The following is a 17,618-nucleotide window of genomic DNA, read 5'->3' on the forward strand; positions in this document are numbered from 1 at the left end:
CGGGGCGCGACCGGGCGCGACGGGGCGCGACCGGGCGCGACCGGGCGCAACCGGGCCGCCGGGGCGGGGCGGCCACGGCGGCCGGCTCAGACCCGGTAGCCCACCCGCCGCTCCGCCGCCACCAGGGCCGGCAGCGCCGCCGTCCAGAGCCTGCTCACGGCCTCCGGCCCGGGCCGGCCGGTCTCCTCGCCCGCGAGCAGCACCTGGCCGGCCGCCACCGCGGTGAGCAGTTCGGCGGCGGCCCGCCGGTCCACCCCGGGGCACAGCTCGCCGGCCTCGGCGGCCCGGTCCAGCAGCCGGTGGACGACGGCGGTGAGGCTGCGCCAGGCGACGTCGGGGGCCACCGGAACGGGCCGGCCGTCCGGCCCCTCCTGGGCACCGTCCCGGCGCGGCCCCGGCCGGCCGAGCCGGACGCCGGCCCGCACCACCACGTCCTCGCGCAGCATCCGGGCCAGCTCGTGCGTGAAGTCGATCAGGCCCTGGAGCGCCGGGCCGTCGGCCCGCAGCGCGCGCAGCGCGGCCGAGCCGACCTCCCGTCCGGAGGCGCAGCGCACCCCGTCGGCGAGGGCCTGCTTGGACACGAAGTGGAAGTAGAGGGCCCCCTTGCTCACCCCGGCCCGCCGGCTGATGTCGACCAGGCTGGCGGCCTCGAAGCCCACGCGCGCGAAGGTCTCCGCGGCGGCGAGCAGTACGGCCTGCCGGGTCCGCCCGGCCCGTTCCTGCTTGACCACTGGCCCCCTCCGGACTCGGCCGGGCGCGATCCCCGCCCCACCCGGCTGCTGTCGGCGCGGCCCCTGTGGAGGCGGCGCTCGCATGCGGACGGCACCCTCCGAAACCGCATGGTTGGTATCTAATCTAGCGCCTGCTTCGCCCCCGCCGTCCAGCGGGGACGGACCCCCATCGATGGTCCGGGACCCCCTCGACGGGTATTCCCCCAGCCCACGGGGCAGGTAGCGTGATCGGGCCGGAGAATGCGGCCCGGGCACCCCCAGTCGCAAAACACAAACCGGGTGGTATGTATGTTTTGCTCGGACGGCCGTGGCGGCCGCTCCGACCGACACCCTGAAGCGGGGGCCCGTCATGCCATCGATCGTAGAGCCGGACCCGCACGGCCCGTACGCCCGCCCCGGCCCGGGCAGCGGTGGCGGCTTCGACTTCCACGACGGCCCCGCGACCGGCTACGACTTCCACGACCGGACCGTCTCCCGGCACCTGGTGCACCGCGCCTCGGTGTCCGAGGTGTTCCTCACCGGCTGGCAGGCCACCGGCCCGTACGACTTCCTGCTCGGCGCCCAGTGGCCCCGGCTGCACGGCTTCTACCGGCTGCCCGGGGACCGCTACCACGACCCGGTGCTGCTCGCCGAAACGATCCGGCAGACCGGACTGCTGATCGGCCACGCCGGGTTCGGGGTGCCGCGCGGCCACCACTTCGTGATGGAGGACCTCTCCTACGCGCTCCACGAACCCGGACTGCCGGGCCTGGCCGTCACCGCCGGCCCCGCCTCGCTGATGCTGACCGTCGGCTGCGAGGACGTCCGGATGCGGCACGGCGAACTGGTCTCCCTGCGGGTCCGCGTCGACGTCACCCGGGACGGCCGGCCGATCGGCCGCGGCAGCGGCCGGCTGCGGGTGCTCTCCCCCGCCTCGTACGCCCGGCTGCGCGGGCCCGCGCGGCGCACCGCCCCGCCGCTCCTGCCGGCGCCCGCCGCGCCCGAGCTGGTCGGCCGCGCGCAGCCCGCCGACGTGGTGCTCGGCCCGACCCTGGCCCCGGACACCTGGCTGCTGCGGGCCGACGCCACCCACCCGGTGCTGTTCGACCACGAGCTGGACCACGTGCCCGGCATGCTGGTGCTGGAGGCCGCCCGGCAGGCCGCCCAGCGGCTGCGCCACCCCGAACCGGTGGTGCCGGTCGAGCTGGTGACCTCCTTCGACCGCTACATCGAGCTGGACCGGCCCTGCTTCGTCCGGGCGGTCCCCGAGCCGACCGCCGGGCCGACCGCCGGGCCGGCCGCGGCGGACGGCCGGCTGGCGGTACGGGTCCAACTGGTCCAGGACGGCCGGCCGGCGGCCGAGTGCCTGCTGCTCACCGCACCCCTGGACGGGCCGGCCGAGGGCCCGAGGGTGCCGGCCCGGCGGGAGGCCTACGAGGGCCGCCCCGCCGCGCCGGGCCTCGGCGGCACCCGGCTGCCGCTGGCGAGCTGATCCCCCGACGGGCGGCTGGTCCCCCTCGGGGGCTCGTCCCCGTCAGGCGGCCACCAGTGCGGCCGGCCGGCCCGCGTGCATCACGCTGAGATTGGTCGCCAGCCGGACCGGGTCCTGGGCCAGCCACAGCCGCAGCGCCGCGCCCAGGGCGGCACTGGCCGACTCGACCCGGACGTCGGTGATCTGCGCGATCCGGGCCGCGCCCGGCACCAGCAGGTCGGCCAGCGCGGTCGGCAGCCAGACCGTCAGGGCGCACGGCGCGGGCATGGCCAGCGCGCCCAGCAGCCGGTAGGCGTCCCCCGGTGCGCTGAGCGTGGGGATGATGTCCAGCAGCGCGTCGGACACCACCTCGGACACGTCGCTCCGGTGTCCCTGGGCGAGCCTGCGGAGCAGCATGCGCTCGGCGGCGGTGATTCGGACGGTCAGCATGACCTCGTCGCACTCCATTGCGCGATTTCCTCCTCAATTCCCTCTCGCACCGACCGGCGGCCGGCACGCACTACCCCTGCACATCGGCCCGGCTACCTGTGGGAGAGAGCCGGGCCGGTGGGTCATCGTGTGCCCCGGTCAGATCCCCGCGTAGGAGTGCTTTCCGGTGACGAAGATGTTCACGCCGTAGTAGTTGAAGAGCCAGCAGGCGAACGCCGCCAGCGCCAGGTAGGCGGCCTTGCGGCCCTTCCAGCCGGCCGTCGCGCGGGCGTGCAGGTAGCAGGCGTAGGCGACCCAGGTGATGAACGACCAGGTCTCCTTCGGGTCCCACTCCCAGTACTTGCCCCAGGCCGCCTCGGCCCAGATCGCGCCCGCGATGATGGTGAAGGTCCACAGCGGGAAGACCAGGGCGTTGATCCGGTAGGACAGCTTGTCGAAGGTCGACGCGGCGGGCAGCCGGCGCCAGATCGAGGCCGAGGTGCCCAGCGGACCGGTGGTCAGGCCGGCCGCCATGCGCTTGTCGAAGGAGTCCTTGCCGAGGTACAGCAGCGTCGCGATGAACGCCGCGTAGAAGGCGCCGCCGCAGAAGATCGCGGTGGACACGTGGATCGCCAGCCACGGCGAGTGCAGCGCCGGGACGAGCTGCTCGGAGTCGGTGTACAGCACCGTGGTGGCGATGCCGAGGGTCAGCAGCCCCGCGAGGACGACCGGCAGGCCGAGCCAGCGGACGTTCTTCCTCGCGGCCAGCAGCACCAGGTACGCCGCCGTCATGGCGAAGGCGAAGGCGCAGGAGAACTCGTACATGTTGCCCCACGGCCAGCGCGAGACCGAGAGGCCGCGGGCGACGATCCCGCCCGCGTGCAGCGCCGCGCCGAGCACGGTGAGCGAGACGGCGATCCGTCCGGCCAGGTCGGCCCGCTCGTTGGTGCCAGCCGCGCCGGGGCCGTCCTCCTCCTCGACGCCGCGCCCGCTGGTGACCACCGTCGCGCCCTCGCCCGCGACCGCGGTGCGGGTGAGCGTGGTGGTGCCGCCGCCGGCCCCCGCCACGGTGACGGTGACCTTCCTGGCCTTCTTCTCGGCCGTGGCGACGCTCTCGCCGAGGCTGCCGGCCTGGACCTTCGAGCGGACGGCGACGGCGCCCTTGCTGCCGAAGGTCCACTCGATCATGTGGGCGAACATGGCGAGCGTGTAGACCACCATCGCCGAATAGATCAGCTTGTTGGAGAGGTCGGCCAGCTGTGGGTCGACCGCCGAGGCGAGTTGCACCGTCTACTCCTTGGAGTTCTGGTCGGCAGGGACTGCGGGGGCTGAGGCCTCGGCCTCGGGGTCGTGGGGTGTCGCGTCGGACGGGGTGTCGGCTTCCCCGGCACCGTCCTCGGCCTCCTCCTCGGAGGCCGGGGCGTCGTCCTGGAGGTCGACCGCGAGCTCCGCCAGCTCCTCGGCGATCTTCGCCGACTCGCTGCGGGCCAGGCCGGCCAGCTCGACCTGGGTGCCGCCGCCCGGCAGGGCGACCGCCCGCACCCAGATCCGGCGGCGCTGGATGAACAGCGAGCCGATCAGACCGAGGATCGCCAGCACGCCGCCGACCAGGGCGATCTCATTGCCCGGGCGGTGCGTGATGTTGAAGCTGGCCCACTGCTTGTAGCCGTCGAAGGTGATGGAGCCGTAGCCGTCGGGGAGGGTCCAGCCCTGACCCGGCTTGAGCCTGGCCTTGGCCGGCTGGCCGTCCTGGGTCAGCTGGGTGAGCTTGCGGGTGTTGAGCTGGTAGACGTTCTGCGGCAGGCCGGAGTCGGTGCCCAGGTCGCCCGCGAAGGCGTTCAGCACCAGTTCGGGGGCGGCGTCACCGGGGAACAGCGAGACCGGGCCGGTGCCCTCGAAGCTCAGCGGGGCGGTCGGCAGGAAGAACCCGGAGAAGCCCATCTGGGTCTTGTTGCCGTCGGGACCCACGCCGTAGTCGGAGGCCTTCACCACGCCGGTGGAGGTCAGGTTGCCGTCCTGCGGCAGGAACGGGACGGCGCCCTGGTAGACGACGTCGCCCTTGCCGTTCTTGAGGGTGATCACCGGGGCGTAGCCGTGGCCGATCAGGTAGACCTTGCTGCCGCCGACCTCCAGCGGGTGGTTCACCTCGATCGTCGACTTCTTCAGCGCGGACGGGTCGCCGCCCTCGGAGTACTCGACGTGCGCGGTGAACTGCCGGGCGGCGCCGATCTGGTCGCCCTTCTCCTGGAACTTCGAGGTGAAGCCGTCCAGCTTCAGGTAGAAGGGGTCCAGGTCCTGGCTGCCGTAGAACCGGGTGCCGGTGAAGTCGTCGAGCTGGGTGATGGTGTTGGAGTAGGCCTCGCCCTCGATCATCAGCTTGCCGCCGGTGCCGGCGGCCAGGCTGGACCAGGCGAAGCCGCCGAGCAGCGCGAACAGCGACAGGTGGAACAGCAGGTTGCCGACCTCGCGCAGGTAGCCCTTCTCGGCCGCGACCGCGCCGCCGGACAGGTGGGCGCGGAAGCCGCGCTTGCGCAGCAGCCGGTGCGCGGCGGCATTCACCTCGTCGGCGTCCGCCTCGGTGCGCCAGACCGCGTGCACCGGCATCCGGGTCAGGTTGCGCGGCGCGGCCGGCGGCCGGGAGCGCAGCACGCCGACGAACTGCCAGGTGCGCGGGACGATGCAGCCGGCCAGCGAGACGAACAGCAGGATGTAGATCGCGGAGAACCAGACCGAGCTGTAGACGTCGAACAGCTGGAGCTTCTCGTAGATCGGCGCGACCGTGGTGTGCTGCGCCTTCCAGGTCTGCACCTTGAACTGGTTCTGCCCGTTCTGCGGGATCAGCGAGCCGGGGATGGCGGCCAGCGACAGCAGGAACAGCAGGATCAGGGCGACCCGCATCGAGGTCAGCTGGCGCCACATCCAGCGGGCCCAGCCGAACGGCCCTATGCCGGTCGGGCCTTCGGACTCGACCGGGGCGGTGCTGAGCCGCTCGGCGGCACTGTCGTCCGGCGCCGGCGGCTGCTCGGTCTCGGTCGTGGTGTTGCTCACGGTCAGATTCCGATCTGGAAGTCGGCGGTCCAGGACTGCAGCTGGCTCATCATCGAGTCCCAGATCCCGGTGACGAGCAGCAGACCGACCGCGACGAGCATGCCGCCGCCGATCCTCATGACGAGCGGGTAGTGCCGCTTGACCCAGCCGAAGGCGCCCAGCGCCCGGCGGAAGGCCACCGCGGCCAGGATGAACGGTACGCCGAGGCCCAGGCAGTAGAAGGTGGTCAGCAGCGCGCCACGCTGGGCGTCGGCCTGGTTGAGGGCCAGGTTCTGGACGGCGGTCAGGGTCGGGCCCATGCACGGGGTCCAGCCGACGCCGAACACCACCCCGAGCATCGGGGCGCCCAGCAGGCCGACCGCCGGGCGGCGGTGCGAGCGGACCTCGCGCATGCTCAGCCCGGGCACCAGGCCCATGAACGCCAGGCCCATCACCACGGTGAGCGAGCCCAGCACGATGCTGATGATCCGCTTGTAGTCCTGGAGCTCCTGGCCGAAGTAGCCGAACAGGGCGCCGGTGGAGACGAACACCGCGGTGAAACCGAGGATGAACAGCACCACGCCGAGCAGCATCCGGCCGCGCCGCGAACCGCGGGCGTCCGCGAGGTCGGCGGCGGAGAAGCCGGTCACGTACGACAGGTAGCCGGGGACCAGCGGCAGCACGCACGGCGAGAAGAACGACGCCAGCCCCGCCACCAGCGCGACCGGGGCGGCGGCCAGCAGCGCGCCGCTCTGGACGGTCGAGGTGGCGTCGGCGAGGTACAGGGGCGGCAGACTCACTGCTTCTGCTCCGCGACCACCGGCTGGAGGATCGACTCCAGCGCGTCCTCGGTGGTGCCGCCGACGGCGCGGGCGGCCAGCTTGCCGTCCCGGTCGACGATCAGGGTGGTCGGGATGGACTGCGGGTTGAGGCTGCCCTTGGGGAACTTGAGCAGCTGGGTGCCGGCCGGGTCGAAGAGGCTCGGGTAGGTGACGCCCTGCTCCTGCTCGAAGCGGACGGCGTTCTGCTTCTCGGTGTCCCGGGTGTTGATGCCGAGGAACTGGACGCCCTGGTCCTTGTACTTCTCCGAGACGTTCTGGAGGCTCTTGGCCTCGGCCCGGCACGGGCCGCACCAGGAGCCCCAGACGTTCAGCACGACGACCTTGCCCCGGTAGTCGGAGAGCTTGGCCGCGGTGCCCTCCAGCGTCTCGCCGGAGATGTCCGGCGCGTCCCCGCGCTTGCCGGCCTCCGCCTTCGACAGGTTGGTGCCCTTGACCGTGACGAAGCCGACCTGGCCCTCGCCGCCGCCCGACGAGCCCGAGGAGGAGCAGCCGGTGAGGGCGAGCGCAGCGGCGGCGACGGTGGCGGCGGCTGCTGCGGCGACACGAGGACGGGGGCGCGTCATGGCAGACATGTGAAAAGTTTCGCATGGAGTTCCGGGCCGGTTCGCCGGGGTCCTGCCTTGCGCGTCGCACCCCCTCTGACCTGCGACGAAATCGGGTCACCCGGCATCTGCCAGGTGACCCGAAGTCATACTTACACGCCGCTTACGGAGGCGGGGCGGCGAAGGTGCGGAGGCTAGGCGCCGAAGCTCTTGCCCACCGGCTTGTCGCCCTTGCGGCCCTTGCCCACCAGGTGCGCGGGCAGCAGGTCGCGGGCCGGCTCGCGGTAGCCGACGGAGACGATCCTGTCGCCCTCGAAGGTGAAGCTGGTCAGCGAGGCCAGCGAGCACTGCCGGTTGCGCGGGTCGTGCCAGAGCCGGCGGCGCTCCACGAAGGAGCGCAGGGTCCAGATCGGCAGCTGGTGGCTGACGCAGACCGCCTCGTGCCCGCGCGCGGCGTCCCGGGCGGCGCCGAGCGCGCCCATCATCCGCACCGCCTGGTCGAGGTACGGCTCGCCCCACGAGGGCTTGAACGGGTTGGTGAGGTACTTCCAGTAGCCCGGGTTCCGCAGCGAACCGTCGCCGACCCCGAAGGTCTTGCCCTCGAAGACGTTCTCCGCCTCGATCAGCCGCCCGTCCGCCGCGACGTCCAGGCCGTGCGCCTCGGCGATCGGCGCGGCGGTCTCCTGGGCCCGCTCCAGCGGGGAGGCCACCACGTGGGTGATGTCCCGGCCGGCCAGGTCCTCGGCGACCCGCTCGGCCATCTTCCGGCCCAGCTCGGACAGGTGGTAGTCCGGCAGGCGCCCGTACAGGACGCCCTCCGGGTTGTGCACCTCGCCGTGCCGCATCACGTGGACGACGGTGATCTCTTTGGCGCTCACTTCTCGACTACTCCTGGGAATCGGGTTCGGGCCGCGACGGGTCAGGCCGTGGCGGCGGCAGCGGCGCGCGCGGCGGCCGGCAGGGCGGCGGCGATCCGCTCGATCGCCCGCTCGTCGTGGGCCGCCGAGACGAACCAGGACTCGAAGGCGGACGGCGGCAGGTAGACGCCCGCGGCCAGCATCGCGTGGAAGAAGGCGGTGAAACGGTACGCCTCCTGGGTCCTGGCCTCGTCGTAGTCGGTGACCGGGGCCTCGGTGAAGAACACCGAGAACATGTTCCCGGCGGTCTGCAGCCGGTGGGCCACGCCCTCCTTGGCGAGCGCGTCGGTGACCAGGCCGGAGACCTCGGCGGCGACCTTGTCCACCGTCGCGTACACCTCGTCGGTGCAGCCGCGCAGCTGGGCCAGGCCGGCCGCGGTGGCGATCGGGTTCCCGGACAGGGTGCCCGCCTGGTAGACCGGGCCGGCCGGGGCCAGGTGCGCCATCACGTCGGCGCGGCCGCCGAAGGCCGCGGCCGGGAAGCCGCCGCCCATGACCTTGCCGAAGGTCAGCAGGTCCGGCGCCCAGCCCTCGTTCGCCGCCTCCAGGCCGTACCAGCCGGCCTTGGAGACGCGGAAGCCGGTCATCACCTCGTCGGAGATGAACAGCGCGCCGTTCTCCCGGCAGAGCCGGGCCAGGCCGCCGTTGAAGCCGGGCAGCGGCGGGACGACGCCCATGTTGCCGGGCGAGGCCTCGGTGATCACGCAGGCGATCTCGCCCGGGTGGGCGGCGAAGGCCTGCTCGACGGCGGCCAGGTCGTTGTACGGCAGCACGATGGTGTCGCCGGCCTGGGCGCCGGTGACGCCCGGGGTGTCCGGCAGCCCGAAGGTGGCCACGCCGGAACCGGCGGCGGCCAGCAGCGCGTCCACGTGACCGTGGTAGCAGCCGGCGAACTTGACCACCTTCGCCCGGCCGGTGAAGCCGCGGGCCAGCCGGATCGCGGACATGGTGGCCTCGGTGCCGGAGGAGACCAGGCGGACCTGCTCGACCGGGGCGACCCGGCCGACGATCTCCTCGGCCAGCTCGACCTCGCCCTGGCCGGGGGTGCCGAAGGAGGTGCCCTTGGAGACGGCCTGCTGGACGGCGTCGATCACCGCGGGGTGCGCGTGGCCGAGGATCATCGGACCCCACGAGCACACCAGGTCGACGTACTCGCGGCCGTCGGCGTCGGTCAGGTAGGGGCCGGTGCCGGACACCATGAAGCGCGGCGTGCCGCCGACCGCGCGGAAGGCGCGCACCGGGGAGTTGACGCCGCCGGGCGTCACCACGGAGGCGCGGTCGAACAGCGACTGGGACTGGGGGGCTTCGTAGGGGTAGCTCACAAAAGACATGGTCTCAAATCGTGTCCTCACGCTCTGCATGTCCGACCCGATCATCTGGAACGATGATCCGGGCACCGTTGTCTGTACGGTTGTCCGTACAGCAGGGGCCGCTGACTGCACCGGACCGGGGACCAGTCAGACTGTGTACACAGAGTGCACGGGCGTTCCGGTTTGTGTGCAGGGGTGTGGAGAGGACTGCCGCGTACCGCGAGTGGGTACGGCGGCGCATGACGGGTAAGGAGCACGTCCGGTGGGCGCCGGATGTGCGGGGGTCTGTCGATTCCGGCGAATTCCGGTGAGGATGGTCCGAGTGTCCGAGGCGCAGGACGGCTACGACGAGGCTGCGGGGGGCTCCCGCAGGCCCGCCGAAACCGCACGCGGGGGTACGGGAGCGGGTACGGGTCGTGGTCGTCGCGGCGGTGAGAGGCGGGGTGAGGGACGCGTGGGGGTGACCTACAAGTACTTCGGGGCCCCGGACCGCGCGACCGCCGCCAGAGTTCCCACCGCCCTCGGCCCGGGCGGACTCGGCCTGGAGGCCGGCGAGCTGGGCTCGCTGGGGCGGCTCGGCGACCTGATGGAGACCAGCGGCTCCCCCACCGGCCACCTCTCCACCAAGATCAAGCCGGAGACGATGAGCGCCATGGTGCTCACCGGCATCCAGGGCGTGCCGCTGCACCAGGTGCCGCCGCTGGAGCTGGTCGTGCTGCACCCCGACTACGCCGTCGTCCAGCTGCCCCACAACGTCGTCGAGCCGTTGCGCAAGGCCGACGAGACGGAGCTCGGCGCCGCCGCCTTCATCTGGTCCACCGTGCCGGACCGGCGCGGGCCGCGGGACGCGTTCGTGATCTACAGCATGCTGCACGAGTGGCAGGACTTCGCCAACCGGCTGCACGAGGCCGGGCACCAGCTGTACTGCCTGGTCTGGCCGTGACGCCCGGCCCCGGCGCGCTGTTCGAACGCGGGCCGGGGCGGGGCGGGTTGGCGGACCGTCAGTTCTGACGCCCGGTCGGCCGCAGGACGGTGGCGGCGAGCAGCAGGGCCACCGCGAGGAGTCCGGCGGCGACCGCGAAGGCGAGGCGGAAGCCGCCGGCCAGGGCGTCCGCGGCGGGGTGCCCGGCCGCGGACAGGGCGGCGGTGCGGCCGCTCGCGAGGGTGCCGAGGACGGCGACCCCGAGCGCGCCGCCGACCTGCTGGGTGGTGTTGAACAGGCCGGAGGCGGTGCCCGCGTCCTGCGGTCCGGCGCCCGACATGCCGAGGACCGCGAGCGTGGACAGCACCAGTCCGCCGCCCGCGATCAGCAGCATGGTCGGCAGCAGGTGGACGACGTAGTCGGCGTCGGCGGGCAGCCGGACCAGCAGTCCGAGCGCGGCGAGCAGCATGGCGAGCCCCGCGAGCAGCACGGCGCGCTCGCCGAACCGGGCGCTCAGCCGGGCCGAGAGCAGCAGCGACACCGCGCCGATGGCGGCCGCCGCCGGCAGCATCGCCAGGCCGGTGGCGGCGGCGCCGTAGCCGAGGACCTGCTGCAGGTAGAGCGCGACCATGATCTGGAAACCGAACATCCCGGAGATGGTCAGCACCTGCACGGCGTTGGCGCCGGAGACGTCGCGCGAGCGGAACATCCGCAGCGGGAGCAGGGGTTGGGCGGCCCGGGCCTGCCGGAGCAGGAAGCCGGCCAGCAGCGCGAGCGAGAGCGCGCCGAGGCCCAGGGTGCGGGCCGAGGTCCAGCCGTGCTCGCCGGTGCCGACGATGGTGTAGATGCCGAGCATCAGGGCGGCGGTGATCAGCACGGCGCCCAGCACGTCGGCGCCGGCCCGCAGGCCGGGGCCGCGGTCGGACTCCAGCAGCCGCAGGGAGAGCAGGACGGCGGCCAGGCCGAGCGGCAGGTTGATCAGGAAGATCCAGTGCCAGTTGAGCGCCTGGGTGAGCACCCCGCCGAGGACCTGGCCGATCGAGGCGCCGGCCGCGCCGACGAAGCTGAACGCGCCGATCGCCCGGCCGCGCTCGGCCGGCTCGGGGAAGAGCGTGACGATCATGCCGAGGCTGACGGCGGAGGCCATCGCGCCGCCGACGCCCTGGAGGAAGCGGGCGGCGATCAGCGCCTGCTGCCCGGTGGCGACGGCGCAGAGCAGCGAGGCGGCGGTGAAGAGGGTGAGCCCGGCGACGAACATCCGCCTGCGGCCGATCAGGTCGCCGAGCCGGCCGGCCAGCAGGAGCAGGCCGCCGAAGGCGATCAGGTAGGCGTTGACCGTCCAGGTGAGGCCGGCGGGCGAGAAGTGCAGGTCGCCCTGGATCGCGGGCAGCGCCACGGTGACGATCGAGCCGTCCAGGACGATCATCAGCATTCCCGCGCAGAGCACCGCGAGGGCGAGGGTGCGGGAGCGGGCGGTGGCGGGGGCCGGCGTGGGCGCGGCCGGGGCGTGCGTGGTCATGGCGGTTCTCCCGGTTCGTCGAGTACCGGGTAGGACGCTATCAGATCGTTTTGTTCGGGACTATCTATCTCGGGAGCAGCTTGGGGTCGGGGCGTCAGCCCCGCGAGCGGCGGGCACGGCGGACGGTGCGCTCGACCTCGACCGGTTCCGCGAGGTGGCCGTCCACCAGGCGGGTCAGGGCCGAGACGAACACGTCGCGCTCCGGCCGCGGCAGCGCCTCCAGCAGTTCGCGGTGCACCCGGTCGGCGATCGCGGTGCCCTGCACCACGGCCCGCTCGCCCGCCTCGGTGACCGAGACGATCCGGGCCCGCCGGTCGGTCGCGGACGGGCGGCGCTCGGCCAGGCCCGCCTTCTCCAGCTCGTCGACGGTGACCACCATGGTCGTCTTGTCCAGGTCCGCCAGCTCGGCCAGCTGGATCTGGGTGCGTTCGGACTCCTGCGCGTGGAACAGCACGCAGTAGGCGCGCGGGGTGATCCCGAGCTCGGTGAAGGCGGCCGCCATCCGGGTGGCCAGCACGTGGCTCGCGTGGTCCATCAGCCCGGAGATGTCGCGGATCTGGCGCACGGGCGGCGGGGTCGTCGTCATACGTCCGAGGTTAGCAACGGCCCGTCTGCTCCCGGATGATCCCGTAGCCAACCAACGCCGGGTCTACGGGATGCCCAACTCGAACAGCGCATAGCCCGCGTACCAGCCCGCCGCGAGAACGGGCATCGCCAGCAGCCAGGCCAGCGAGGAGAGCCGCACCCGGCGCAGCGCCACCGCCAGGCCGATGCAGAGCGGGAAGGCGGGCAGCAGGTAGCGCGAGATGTTGCCGAAGATCTGGTTGGTGCTCAGCGCGGTGAAGATGGTGAGCCCGGTGTAGACCCACAGCACCAGCGGCGGCCGGGTGCGCCACAGCAGCAGCACCAGCCCGGGCAGGGCGATCAGCAGGCCGATCGCGATCAGGTCCGGGACGGGATTGGCCTGCCAGTAGGTCCAGTGGCCGGTGATCACGTCCCTGATCGTGCGCAGGGTGGAGGAGCCGCCGTCGAAGTAGCGGTTCCAGGCGCCCTGCTGGAGCTTGAAGTAGCCGCCCCAGTCGCCCATCTTCCAGCCGACCCAGGCGACGTAGCCGAGCAGGCCCCAGGGCGTGATCAGCATCGCGGTCAGCGGACGGGCCACCCCGTCGGTGCGGCGGACCAGCGCGACCAGCGCGGCGATCGAGACGGCGGCGATCAGCACCGCGGCGGTCGGCCGGTTGAGGCCCGCCACCAGCGTCAGCACACCGGCCGCGAGCCAGCGGCGGGTCATCACGCAGTAGCAGGCCCAGGCGGACAGCGCGACGAACAGCGAGTCCGAGTAGACCGCCCACTCCACGCCGGAGCCCGGGAACAGGCCCCAGAGCACCGCCGCGATCACGCCCGCCCGGAAGCCGCCGAGCCGCTCGGCGATCGCGAAGATCCCCGCCGCCGCGACCAGCGAGGCCAGCACCGAGACGACGATCCCTGAGCCGTACGGGCCGAGCCCGGTGACCGCGCCGACCAGCCGCATCAGCCAGGGGTAGAGCGGGAAGAAGGCGGCCGAGTTCTCGTAGTAGGTCGCCAGCGGGAAGCCGTGCAGCGGGATCAGCTGCGGGTTGTACCCGTTCTCGGCGATCCGCTGGTACCAGACGCCGTCCCAGGTGCCCAGCACGTCCCAGGGATTGGCGCCGCCGCCGCGGCCCGGCTGCTTGTTCAGGTAGTCGCCGGTGTGCGAGAGCAGCAGCATGAAGACGGTCACGCCGATGGCCTTGACCACCGCGTACGCGCCCAGCGCGGGCGCGAAGCGGTCCACCAGCGCCCCGAACCGGCCGGGCTCCCGGCCGGTCCGTTCCTCGGGGGTCTCCACCGGCTCCGCTCCGGGCGCCGCGGGCGCTCCGGACTGGGTGCTGGACGACTCAGTGCTCGATGCCGTGCTCATCTGGTCTGGGTACTCCCCGCCCCGCTCGTGGTCCGCGCGGCTCCGGCGCAACGATTTTCCCGTGAGCCTACGGCACGCCCCCGAACCGAGGCCCCCTGGTGCCCCCGGAGCCCTGTCCGGCACCGTGCCACCCGTGCCGAGGACCACGCCGTCGCCGCCCGGTCGGGGGCGGCGACGGCCTGGGCGCGTGCGGGGTGGATCAGCCGTGGACGTAGACGATGCCGAGCTTGGTGAGCTGCCAGAGCTGGTTGGCGGCGCCGGTGTCGGTGGCGAGTTCGACGTACGGGTTGCCCTTGGCGTCGAGGGTGCTGCCGGCGGCCAGGACCTTGCCGCGGTCCTGGGAGTCGGCGATCTTGTAGCGGCCGTCGCCGGCCGGCGTGAACACCCAGTGCTGGTTGCCGCCGCCGTTGCAGCCCCACTGCTGGATCCGGGTGCCGGGGGCGGTGGAGCCGGCGTTGGCGTCCAGGCACATGTTCCGGTTGCCGCTGAAGTCGAGCTCGTAGCTGCCGCCCGCCTTGGCCTCCAGGACGAAGGACTGGTTGAGCCCGCCGGTGGCCGGATAGGTGATCGCGGGCCGCCCGTTGGTGGAGTCGCCGTAGCTGCCGCCGCCGGTGAGGTCGAGCGCGTTGCCGCTGGCGGCGTTGGTCAGCTGGTACCAGGCGCCGTCCTCGGGGACGTCCCCGAACGGCTGTCCGGGCGTGAGCGGCTGGATCGAGGTGGTGTTCTGCTGGTTGAGCGTGCAGTACGCCTGCGCCAGCTCGGTCCGGGCGTAGAACTGGCCGAGGCAGACGCCCTCGCCGCGGTAGCCGGCCACCCGCAGGTGGTACGACTGGCGGACCATGTTCATGCACAGCCCGGGGATGCCGATCTGCGAGTCGCAGCCGTTGCGCACCCACTCGGAGAGGTTGATGACGTCCCCGTTGGAGTACTCGTACGGGGAGGACGTCCACTCCGCGCAGACCTCGTGCCCGAAGGCGACCCGCCGCTGGTCCAGGTACCGGACGCCGGGCACCTGCTCGGCCGCGCCGCGCAGCGCGTCACTGAGTGTCGGCACCACCCAGTTGTGGCCCCAGGCGAGGTCCTCGGGGAAGGCCGGACAGCCGTCGGCGACCTTGCCGAGGTAGTCGTTGCGCCGGATGTCCGGGGTGATCGGGTTGAAGTACGACTGGTAGACCAGCTGGTACGAGGAGTCGGCGTAGCCGGCCTTGCGCATGGTCTGACGGATGTTCTGGAGCGCGGCGACCACCTTGGGCTGGACGCCCTTGGCGCGCCGGCGGATCTCGTCGCTGCCGATGGTGTCCCGGCAGCCCTGGTCCTTGGGGATCGGGAAGTACTGCGCCAGGCAGTGCATCATGATCCCGCTGAAGTCGAAGTCGTCGTTGGCGCCGATGGTGACGACGACCATCCTGACGTCGTACTTGGCCGCCGTGTCGGCCAGCTTGACGTCCTGCTTGGGCTCGCCGAAGTCGCCGCTGCCGGGGCCGGTGACCTTGGCCAGTTCCGGGTCGCTGACCAGGTCGCCGGTCTGGGCGCCGGAGCAGGCCAGGTCGATCGGGGTGACCCCGGGGATGTCGGTGACGAAGATCTCCGACTTGGGGTGGCGGTGGCAGTAGTTGGTGGGGCTGTCCGTCTCCGGGAAGTAGCCGTCGTTGGTGTCGGTGCCGGCGCCCTCCCCGGAGATGGCGCTGTCGCCGAGGGCGACGATCGCGGCCGGACGGGTGGCCGCGGGCGCGGCCGGGGCGGGGTCGGCCAGGGCGGCGGGGGCGCCGGCCAGGCCGAGGGTGGCGAGGAGGGCTCCGGTGGCGAGCAGTGCGGCGCACCGGGACGCACCCGTACGCGTTCGCCGTGCCGCCGGCAGGGGTGACCTGATCACACGCGACTCCTTGCGGGGGTGGGGACCGCCCTGGCGGGGAGCCGAGCGGTGCGGAGCAAGAGAGGAGCAGGAAAGGTGAGCAGGTCTCGCATTCTAGGTACTGACAAGTAACGCAACAAGACTCGTGACACCGCCGGGAACCGACGGACCGACACGTTCACGGCACAACGAAGAGCCGCCGCCCCGCGCCCCAGGAGGGAGGCGCGGAACGGCGGCTCGCACCGGCCGAACCGGGTGCGGGCTCAGCCCACGTTGGCGCACTTGTTGCCGAACGCCGGGTTCAGCAGGCCGATGATGTCGATGGTGTTGCCGCAGACGTTGACCGGAACGTGCACCGGGATCTGGATCTGGTTGCCGGAGACGACACCGGGGGAACCGGCGGCGACGCCCTGGGCGCCGGAGCTGGCCATCGCGGAACCGGCGCCGGCGGCCACGATGCCCACCACGGCCGCGCCGACGGCGGCGGTCTTCTTGATGCTCATACGAGCCTCCTGACTGTTCGACAGATATGCACGGGGAGTGCGACATCTAGAACGAGACCCCACCGGACCGGTTGCGACGGTCCCGGCACTGTCACCCATCCGGCGCAACGGCGCCGCGGACCGGGCATTCGGGTGATCGGAGGGTCGGACCGTTTCCCCCCGCACGGTGCCTCGTTCTCCCTGACGGAACCCGGTCTCCACCGGCCCCCGCGCGGCGGGCCTCCCAGAACCCGGCGTCCGGCAACCCGTGCCGGAACGCCCGACCGGAATTCCACCTGGTCGCGCCTTTGTCCGAAGCCTTTCCCGGCCGTGCGGGAATCGTTTCGGGGGGCACTGCGACCCGGCAGTCACGGCCACGCCCGAGCCATGGGCGGAACACGCCGATATGCGCCGACCGAGTGACAATCACGGCAATCCCTGAAGCCTTCGGGTGAGTATTCGCGCTCGCCCGACTCCCGACATTCCCATTCCGTCGGGCAGAAATCGGAGGAATGACATGCGCAACTTCAAGAAGGCCGCCGTCCTGTCCCTGGCCGCCAGCGGCCTGGTGCTCGGTGCCGCCGGCGGTGCGGTCGCCAGCTCGGGCGCCGAGGGCGTCGCCGCCGGTTCCCCCGGCGTGCTCTCCGGCAACCAGATCCAGGTGCCGATCCACATCCCGATCAACCTGTGCGGCAACAGCATCGACATCATCGGCCTGCTGAACCCGGCCTTCGGCAACACCTGCGTCAACGCCGGCTGAACCCGCGGTCGCCGCACCGGCGACAGCCGATTCACCGAGCCCGTGCCGCGCCCCGCAGCGCCGGGGCGCGGCACGCTCCACCCGTGTGTGATCGAGGAGATCAACCCCCCATGCAGAACATGAAGAAGGCCGCCGTCCTCTCCGCCGCCGCTGCCGGCCTGGTGCTGGGCGCGGCGGGCTCCGCCGCCGCCAGCGCGGGCGCCGAGGGCGCGGCCGTCGGTTCCCCCGGTGTCGTCTCCGGCAACCAGATCCAGGTCCCGGTGCACGTGCCGATCAACCTGTGCGGCAACTCCATCAACGTGGTCGGCCTGCTGAACCCGGCCTTCGGCAACGCCTGCGCCAACGTCGAGGCCCACCCGCAGCCCGCGGACGACTGCTGATCCCCGATCGGCACGTGTTCCGGCCGTCCTGCCCCCCGACCAGTCGGCCGGGGGGCAGTTCGGCGTCCCCGGACAGCCGTCCGGGATCCCCGATCCACCGAAGGGTGATCACGATGGTTTCGCAGAAGAACGCGGCCGCACTGGCCGCCGCCGTGGGTGCCGCGGTGCTGCTCGGCGCCGGTTCGGCGCAGGCCGCCACCGCCCCGGGCGAGGCCCCGGCCGGCCCGGCCACGCTGACCAAGACCGACCTCGGCCAGGCGCTGGGCGGGACGACCACCGGCCTCGGCTACGGCATCGCGCCGATCAAGAGCCTGCGGCTGGACCCGTGGGCGAACTCCTCGGCCGACTTCCTCAACAACGGCGCGGCCCTCCAGCCCGACCAGGGCCTGCCCGCCGTCGGCACCGGGACGCTGACCGGCCCGCTGAGCGCCGGCGGCGGCGTCAAGGACCTCCCGCTGGTCGGCGGGCTGACCGGCCTCCTGCCGGGCTGAGCCCCCGGGCGCGCGGGAGCCCGGC

At 72.7% G+C, this 17,618-nt stretch carries 18 protein-coding genes; 5 read left to right on the forward strand and 13 right to left on the reverse strand.

The window, feature by feature from the left end; genetic code table 11:
- Nucleotides 1-86 precede the first annotated feature (86 nt).
- Nucleotides 87-731 carry a ScbR family autoregulator-binding transcription factor gene (locus tag ACWGKU_RS35305; RefSeq protein WP_452179054.1) on the reverse strand — a complete coding sequence of 215 codons (645 nt, stop codon included), beginning with the start codon at nucleotides 729-731 and terminating at the stop codon, nucleotides 87-89.
- A 349-nt stretch (nucleotides 732-1,080) separates the two neighbouring features.
- Between ACWGKU_RS35305 and ACWGKU_RS35310 the strand changes: the two genes are divergently transcribed.
- On the forward strand, nucleotides 1,081-2,202 hold the full coding sequence (locus ACWGKU_RS35310) for a ScbA/BarX family gamma-butyrolactone biosynthesis protein (protein ID WP_452179053.1): 1,122 nt from the start codon (nucleotides 1,081-1,083) through the stop codon (nucleotides 2,200-2,202).
- 42 nt (nucleotides 2,203-2,244) lie between these two features.
- On the opposite strand, the gene ACWGKU_RS35315 is transcribed toward ACWGKU_RS35310, so the two are convergent.
- The 7 genes from ACWGKU_RS35315 to hemL all read right to left on the reverse strand — a co-directional run bounded on the left by ACWGKU_RS35315 (nucleotide 2,245) and on the right by hemL (nucleotide 9,269).
- Complete coding sequence (locus ACWGKU_RS35315) at nucleotides 2,245-2,631, reverse strand: hypothetical protein (protein ID WP_359902817.1); 387 nt, start codon at nucleotides 2,629-2,631, stop codon at nucleotides 2,245-2,247.
- Nucleotides 2,632-2,769: 138 nt separating this feature from the next.
- A complete protein-coding gene (ccsB, locus tag ACWGKU_RS35320; protein ID WP_401046596.1) occupies nucleotides 2,770-3,897 on the reverse strand; it encodes a c-type cytochrome biogenesis protein CcsB in 1,128 nt (375 codons plus the stop codon).
- 3 nt (nucleotides 3,898-3,900) lie between these two features.
- Nucleotides 3,901-5,658, reverse strand: a complete 1,758-nt coding sequence (resB, locus tag ACWGKU_RS35325; RefSeq protein WP_452179052.1) for a cytochrome c biogenesis protein ResB — start codon at nucleotides 5,656-5,658, stop codon at nucleotides 3,901-3,903.
- Between the two features lie 2 nt (nucleotides 5,659-5,660).
- The gene (locus ACWGKU_RS35330) at nucleotides 5,661-6,431 is read right to left on the reverse strand and encodes a cytochrome c biogenesis CcdA family protein (protein ID WP_387686369.1); all 771 of its coding nucleotides are present in this window, start codon (nucleotides 6,429-6,431) and stop codon (nucleotides 5,661-5,663) included.
- Nucleotides 6,432-6,433: 2 nt separating this feature from the next.
- Nucleotides 6,434-7,051 carry a TlpA family protein disulfide reductase gene (locus ACWGKU_RS35335; RefSeq protein ID WP_359902808.1) on the reverse strand — a complete coding sequence of 206 codons (618 nt, stop codon included), beginning with the start codon at nucleotides 7,049-7,051 and terminating at the stop codon, nucleotides 6,434-6,436.
- A gap of 164 nt (nucleotides 7,052-7,215) precedes the next feature.
- On the reverse strand, nucleotides 7,216-7,866 hold the full coding sequence (locus ACWGKU_RS35340) for a histidine phosphatase family protein (RefSeq protein WP_359902904.1): 651 nt from the start codon (nucleotides 7,864-7,866) through the stop codon (nucleotides 7,216-7,218).
- Between the two features lie 74 nt (nucleotides 7,867-7,940).
- A complete protein-coding gene (hemL, locus tag ACWGKU_RS35345) occupies nucleotides 7,941-9,269 on the reverse strand; it encodes a glutamate-1-semialdehyde 2,1-aminomutase (protein ID WP_380351288.1) in 1,329 nt (442 codons plus the stop codon).
- A gap of 439 nt (nucleotides 9,270-9,708) precedes the next feature.
- Between hemL and ACWGKU_RS35350 the strand changes: the two genes are divergently transcribed.
- Nucleotides 9,709-10,191: a hypothetical protein gene (locus ACWGKU_RS35350; protein ID WP_380542117.1), complete on the forward strand. Its 483-nt coding sequence runs from the start codon at nucleotides 9,709-9,711 to the stop codon at nucleotides 10,189-10,191.
- A gap of 58 nt (nucleotides 10,192-10,249) precedes the next feature.
- Here the strand turns inward: ACWGKU_RS35350 and ACWGKU_RS35355 are convergent, their stop codons facing one another.
- From ACWGKU_RS35355 to ACWGKU_RS35375, 5 genes are all read right to left on the reverse strand, one after another.
- Nucleotides 10,250-11,689, reverse strand: a complete 1,440-nt coding sequence (locus tag ACWGKU_RS35355; RefSeq protein ID WP_452179051.1) for a DHA2 family efflux MFS transporter permease subunit — start codon at nucleotides 11,687-11,689, stop codon at nucleotides 10,250-10,252.
- A gap of 94 nt (nucleotides 11,690-11,783) precedes the next feature.
- Entirely contained in the window at nucleotides 11,784-12,275 is a 492-nt protein-coding gene (locus tag ACWGKU_RS35360) for a MarR family winged helix-turn-helix transcriptional regulator (RefSeq protein ID WP_401046586.1), read from the reverse strand.
- A 63-nt stretch (nucleotides 12,276-12,338) separates the two neighbouring features.
- Nucleotides 12,339-13,628: a glycosyltransferase family 39 protein gene (locus tag ACWGKU_RS35365; RefSeq protein ID WP_380542126.1), complete on the reverse strand. Its 1,290-nt coding sequence runs from the start codon at nucleotides 13,626-13,628 to the stop codon at nucleotides 12,339-12,341.
- Nucleotides 13,629-13,827: 199 nt separating this feature from the next.
- Nucleotides 13,828-15,501: an RICIN domain-containing protein gene (locus ACWGKU_RS35370; RefSeq protein WP_401054534.1), complete on the reverse strand. Its 1,674-nt coding sequence runs from the start codon at nucleotides 15,499-15,501 to the stop codon at nucleotides 13,828-13,830.
- Between the two features lie 242 nt (nucleotides 15,502-15,743).
- Nucleotides 15,744-15,983 (reverse strand): chaplin, encoded by a 240-nt coding sequence (locus tag ACWGKU_RS35375; protein WP_401054532.1) that lies wholly within the window; start codon nucleotides 15,981-15,983, stop codon nucleotides 15,744-15,746.
- Between the two features lie 496 nt (nucleotides 15,984-16,479).
- Here ACWGKU_RS35375 and ACWGKU_RS35380 point away from each other — a divergent pair, with 496 nt between their 5' ends.
- From ACWGKU_RS35380 to ACWGKU_RS35390, 3 genes are all read left to right on the forward strand, one after another.
- Entirely contained in the window at nucleotides 16,480-16,722 is a 243-nt protein-coding gene (locus tag ACWGKU_RS35380) for a chaplin (protein WP_401054531.1), read from the forward strand.
- 110 nt (nucleotides 16,723-16,832) lie between these two features.
- A complete protein-coding gene (locus tag ACWGKU_RS35385) occupies nucleotides 16,833-17,102 on the forward strand; it encodes a chaplin (protein ID WP_401054529.1) in 270 nt (89 codons plus the stop codon).
- A gap of 113 nt (nucleotides 17,103-17,215) precedes the next feature.
- Complete coding sequence (locus ACWGKU_RS35390; protein WP_452179050.1) at nucleotides 17,216-17,593, forward strand: hypothetical protein; 378 nt, start codon at nucleotides 17,216-17,218, stop codon at nucleotides 17,591-17,593.
- Nucleotides 17,594-17,618 lie beyond the last annotated feature (25 nt).

It is taken from the genome of Kitasatospora sp. NPDC054768, from assembly GCF_053612025.1.

Bases quoted from the DNA above. Each gene is read 5' to 3' on its own strand.
- ACWGKU_RS35310 (WP_452179053.1), top strand. From the start codon at position 1,081: ATGCCATCGATCGTAGAGCCGGACCCGCACGGCCCGTACGCCCGCCCC.
- ACWGKU_RS35315 (WP_359902817.1), bottom strand. From the start codon at position 2,631: ATGCTGACCGTCCGAATCACCGCCGCCGAGCGCATGCTGCTCCGCAGG.
- ACWGKU_RS35335 (WP_359902808.1), bottom strand. From the start codon at position 7,051: ATGTCTGCCATGACGCGCCCCCGTCCTCGTGTCGCCGCAGCAGCCGCC.
- ACWGKU_RS35340 (WP_359902904.1), bottom strand. From the start codon at position 7,866: ATGCGGCACGGCGAGGTGCACAACCCGGAGGGCGTCCTGTACGGGCGC.
- hemL (WP_380351288.1), bottom strand. From the start codon at position 9,269: ATGTCTTTTGTGAGCTACCCCTACGAAGCCCCCCAGTCCCAGTCGCTG.
- ACWGKU_RS35355 (WP_452179051.1), bottom strand. From the start codon at position 11,689: ATGACCACGCACGCCCCGGCCGCGCCCACGCCGGCCCCCGCCACCGCC.
- ACWGKU_RS35360 (WP_401046586.1), bottom strand. From the start codon at position 12,275: ATGACGACGACCCCGCCGCCCGTGCGCCAGATCCGCGACATCTCCGGG.
- ACWGKU_RS35365 (WP_380542126.1), bottom strand. From the start codon at position 13,628: ATGAGCACGGCATCGAGCACTGAGTCGTCCAGCACCCAGTCCGGAGCG.
- ACWGKU_RS35375 (WP_401054532.1), bottom strand. From the start codon at position 15,983: ATGAGCATCAAGAAGACCGCCGCCGTCGGCGCGGCCGTGGTGGGCATC.
- ACWGKU_RS35380 (WP_401054531.1), top strand. From the start codon at position 16,480: ATGCGCAACTTCAAGAAGGCCGCCGTCCTGTCCCTGGCCGCCAGCGGC.
- ACWGKU_RS35385 (WP_401054529.1), top strand. From the start codon at position 16,833: ATGCAGAACATGAAGAAGGCCGCCGTCCTCTCCGCCGCCGCTGCCGGC.
- ACWGKU_RS35390 (WP_452179050.1), top strand. From the start codon at position 17,216: ATGGTTTCGCAGAAGAACGCGGCCGCACTGGCCGCCGCCGTGGGTGCC.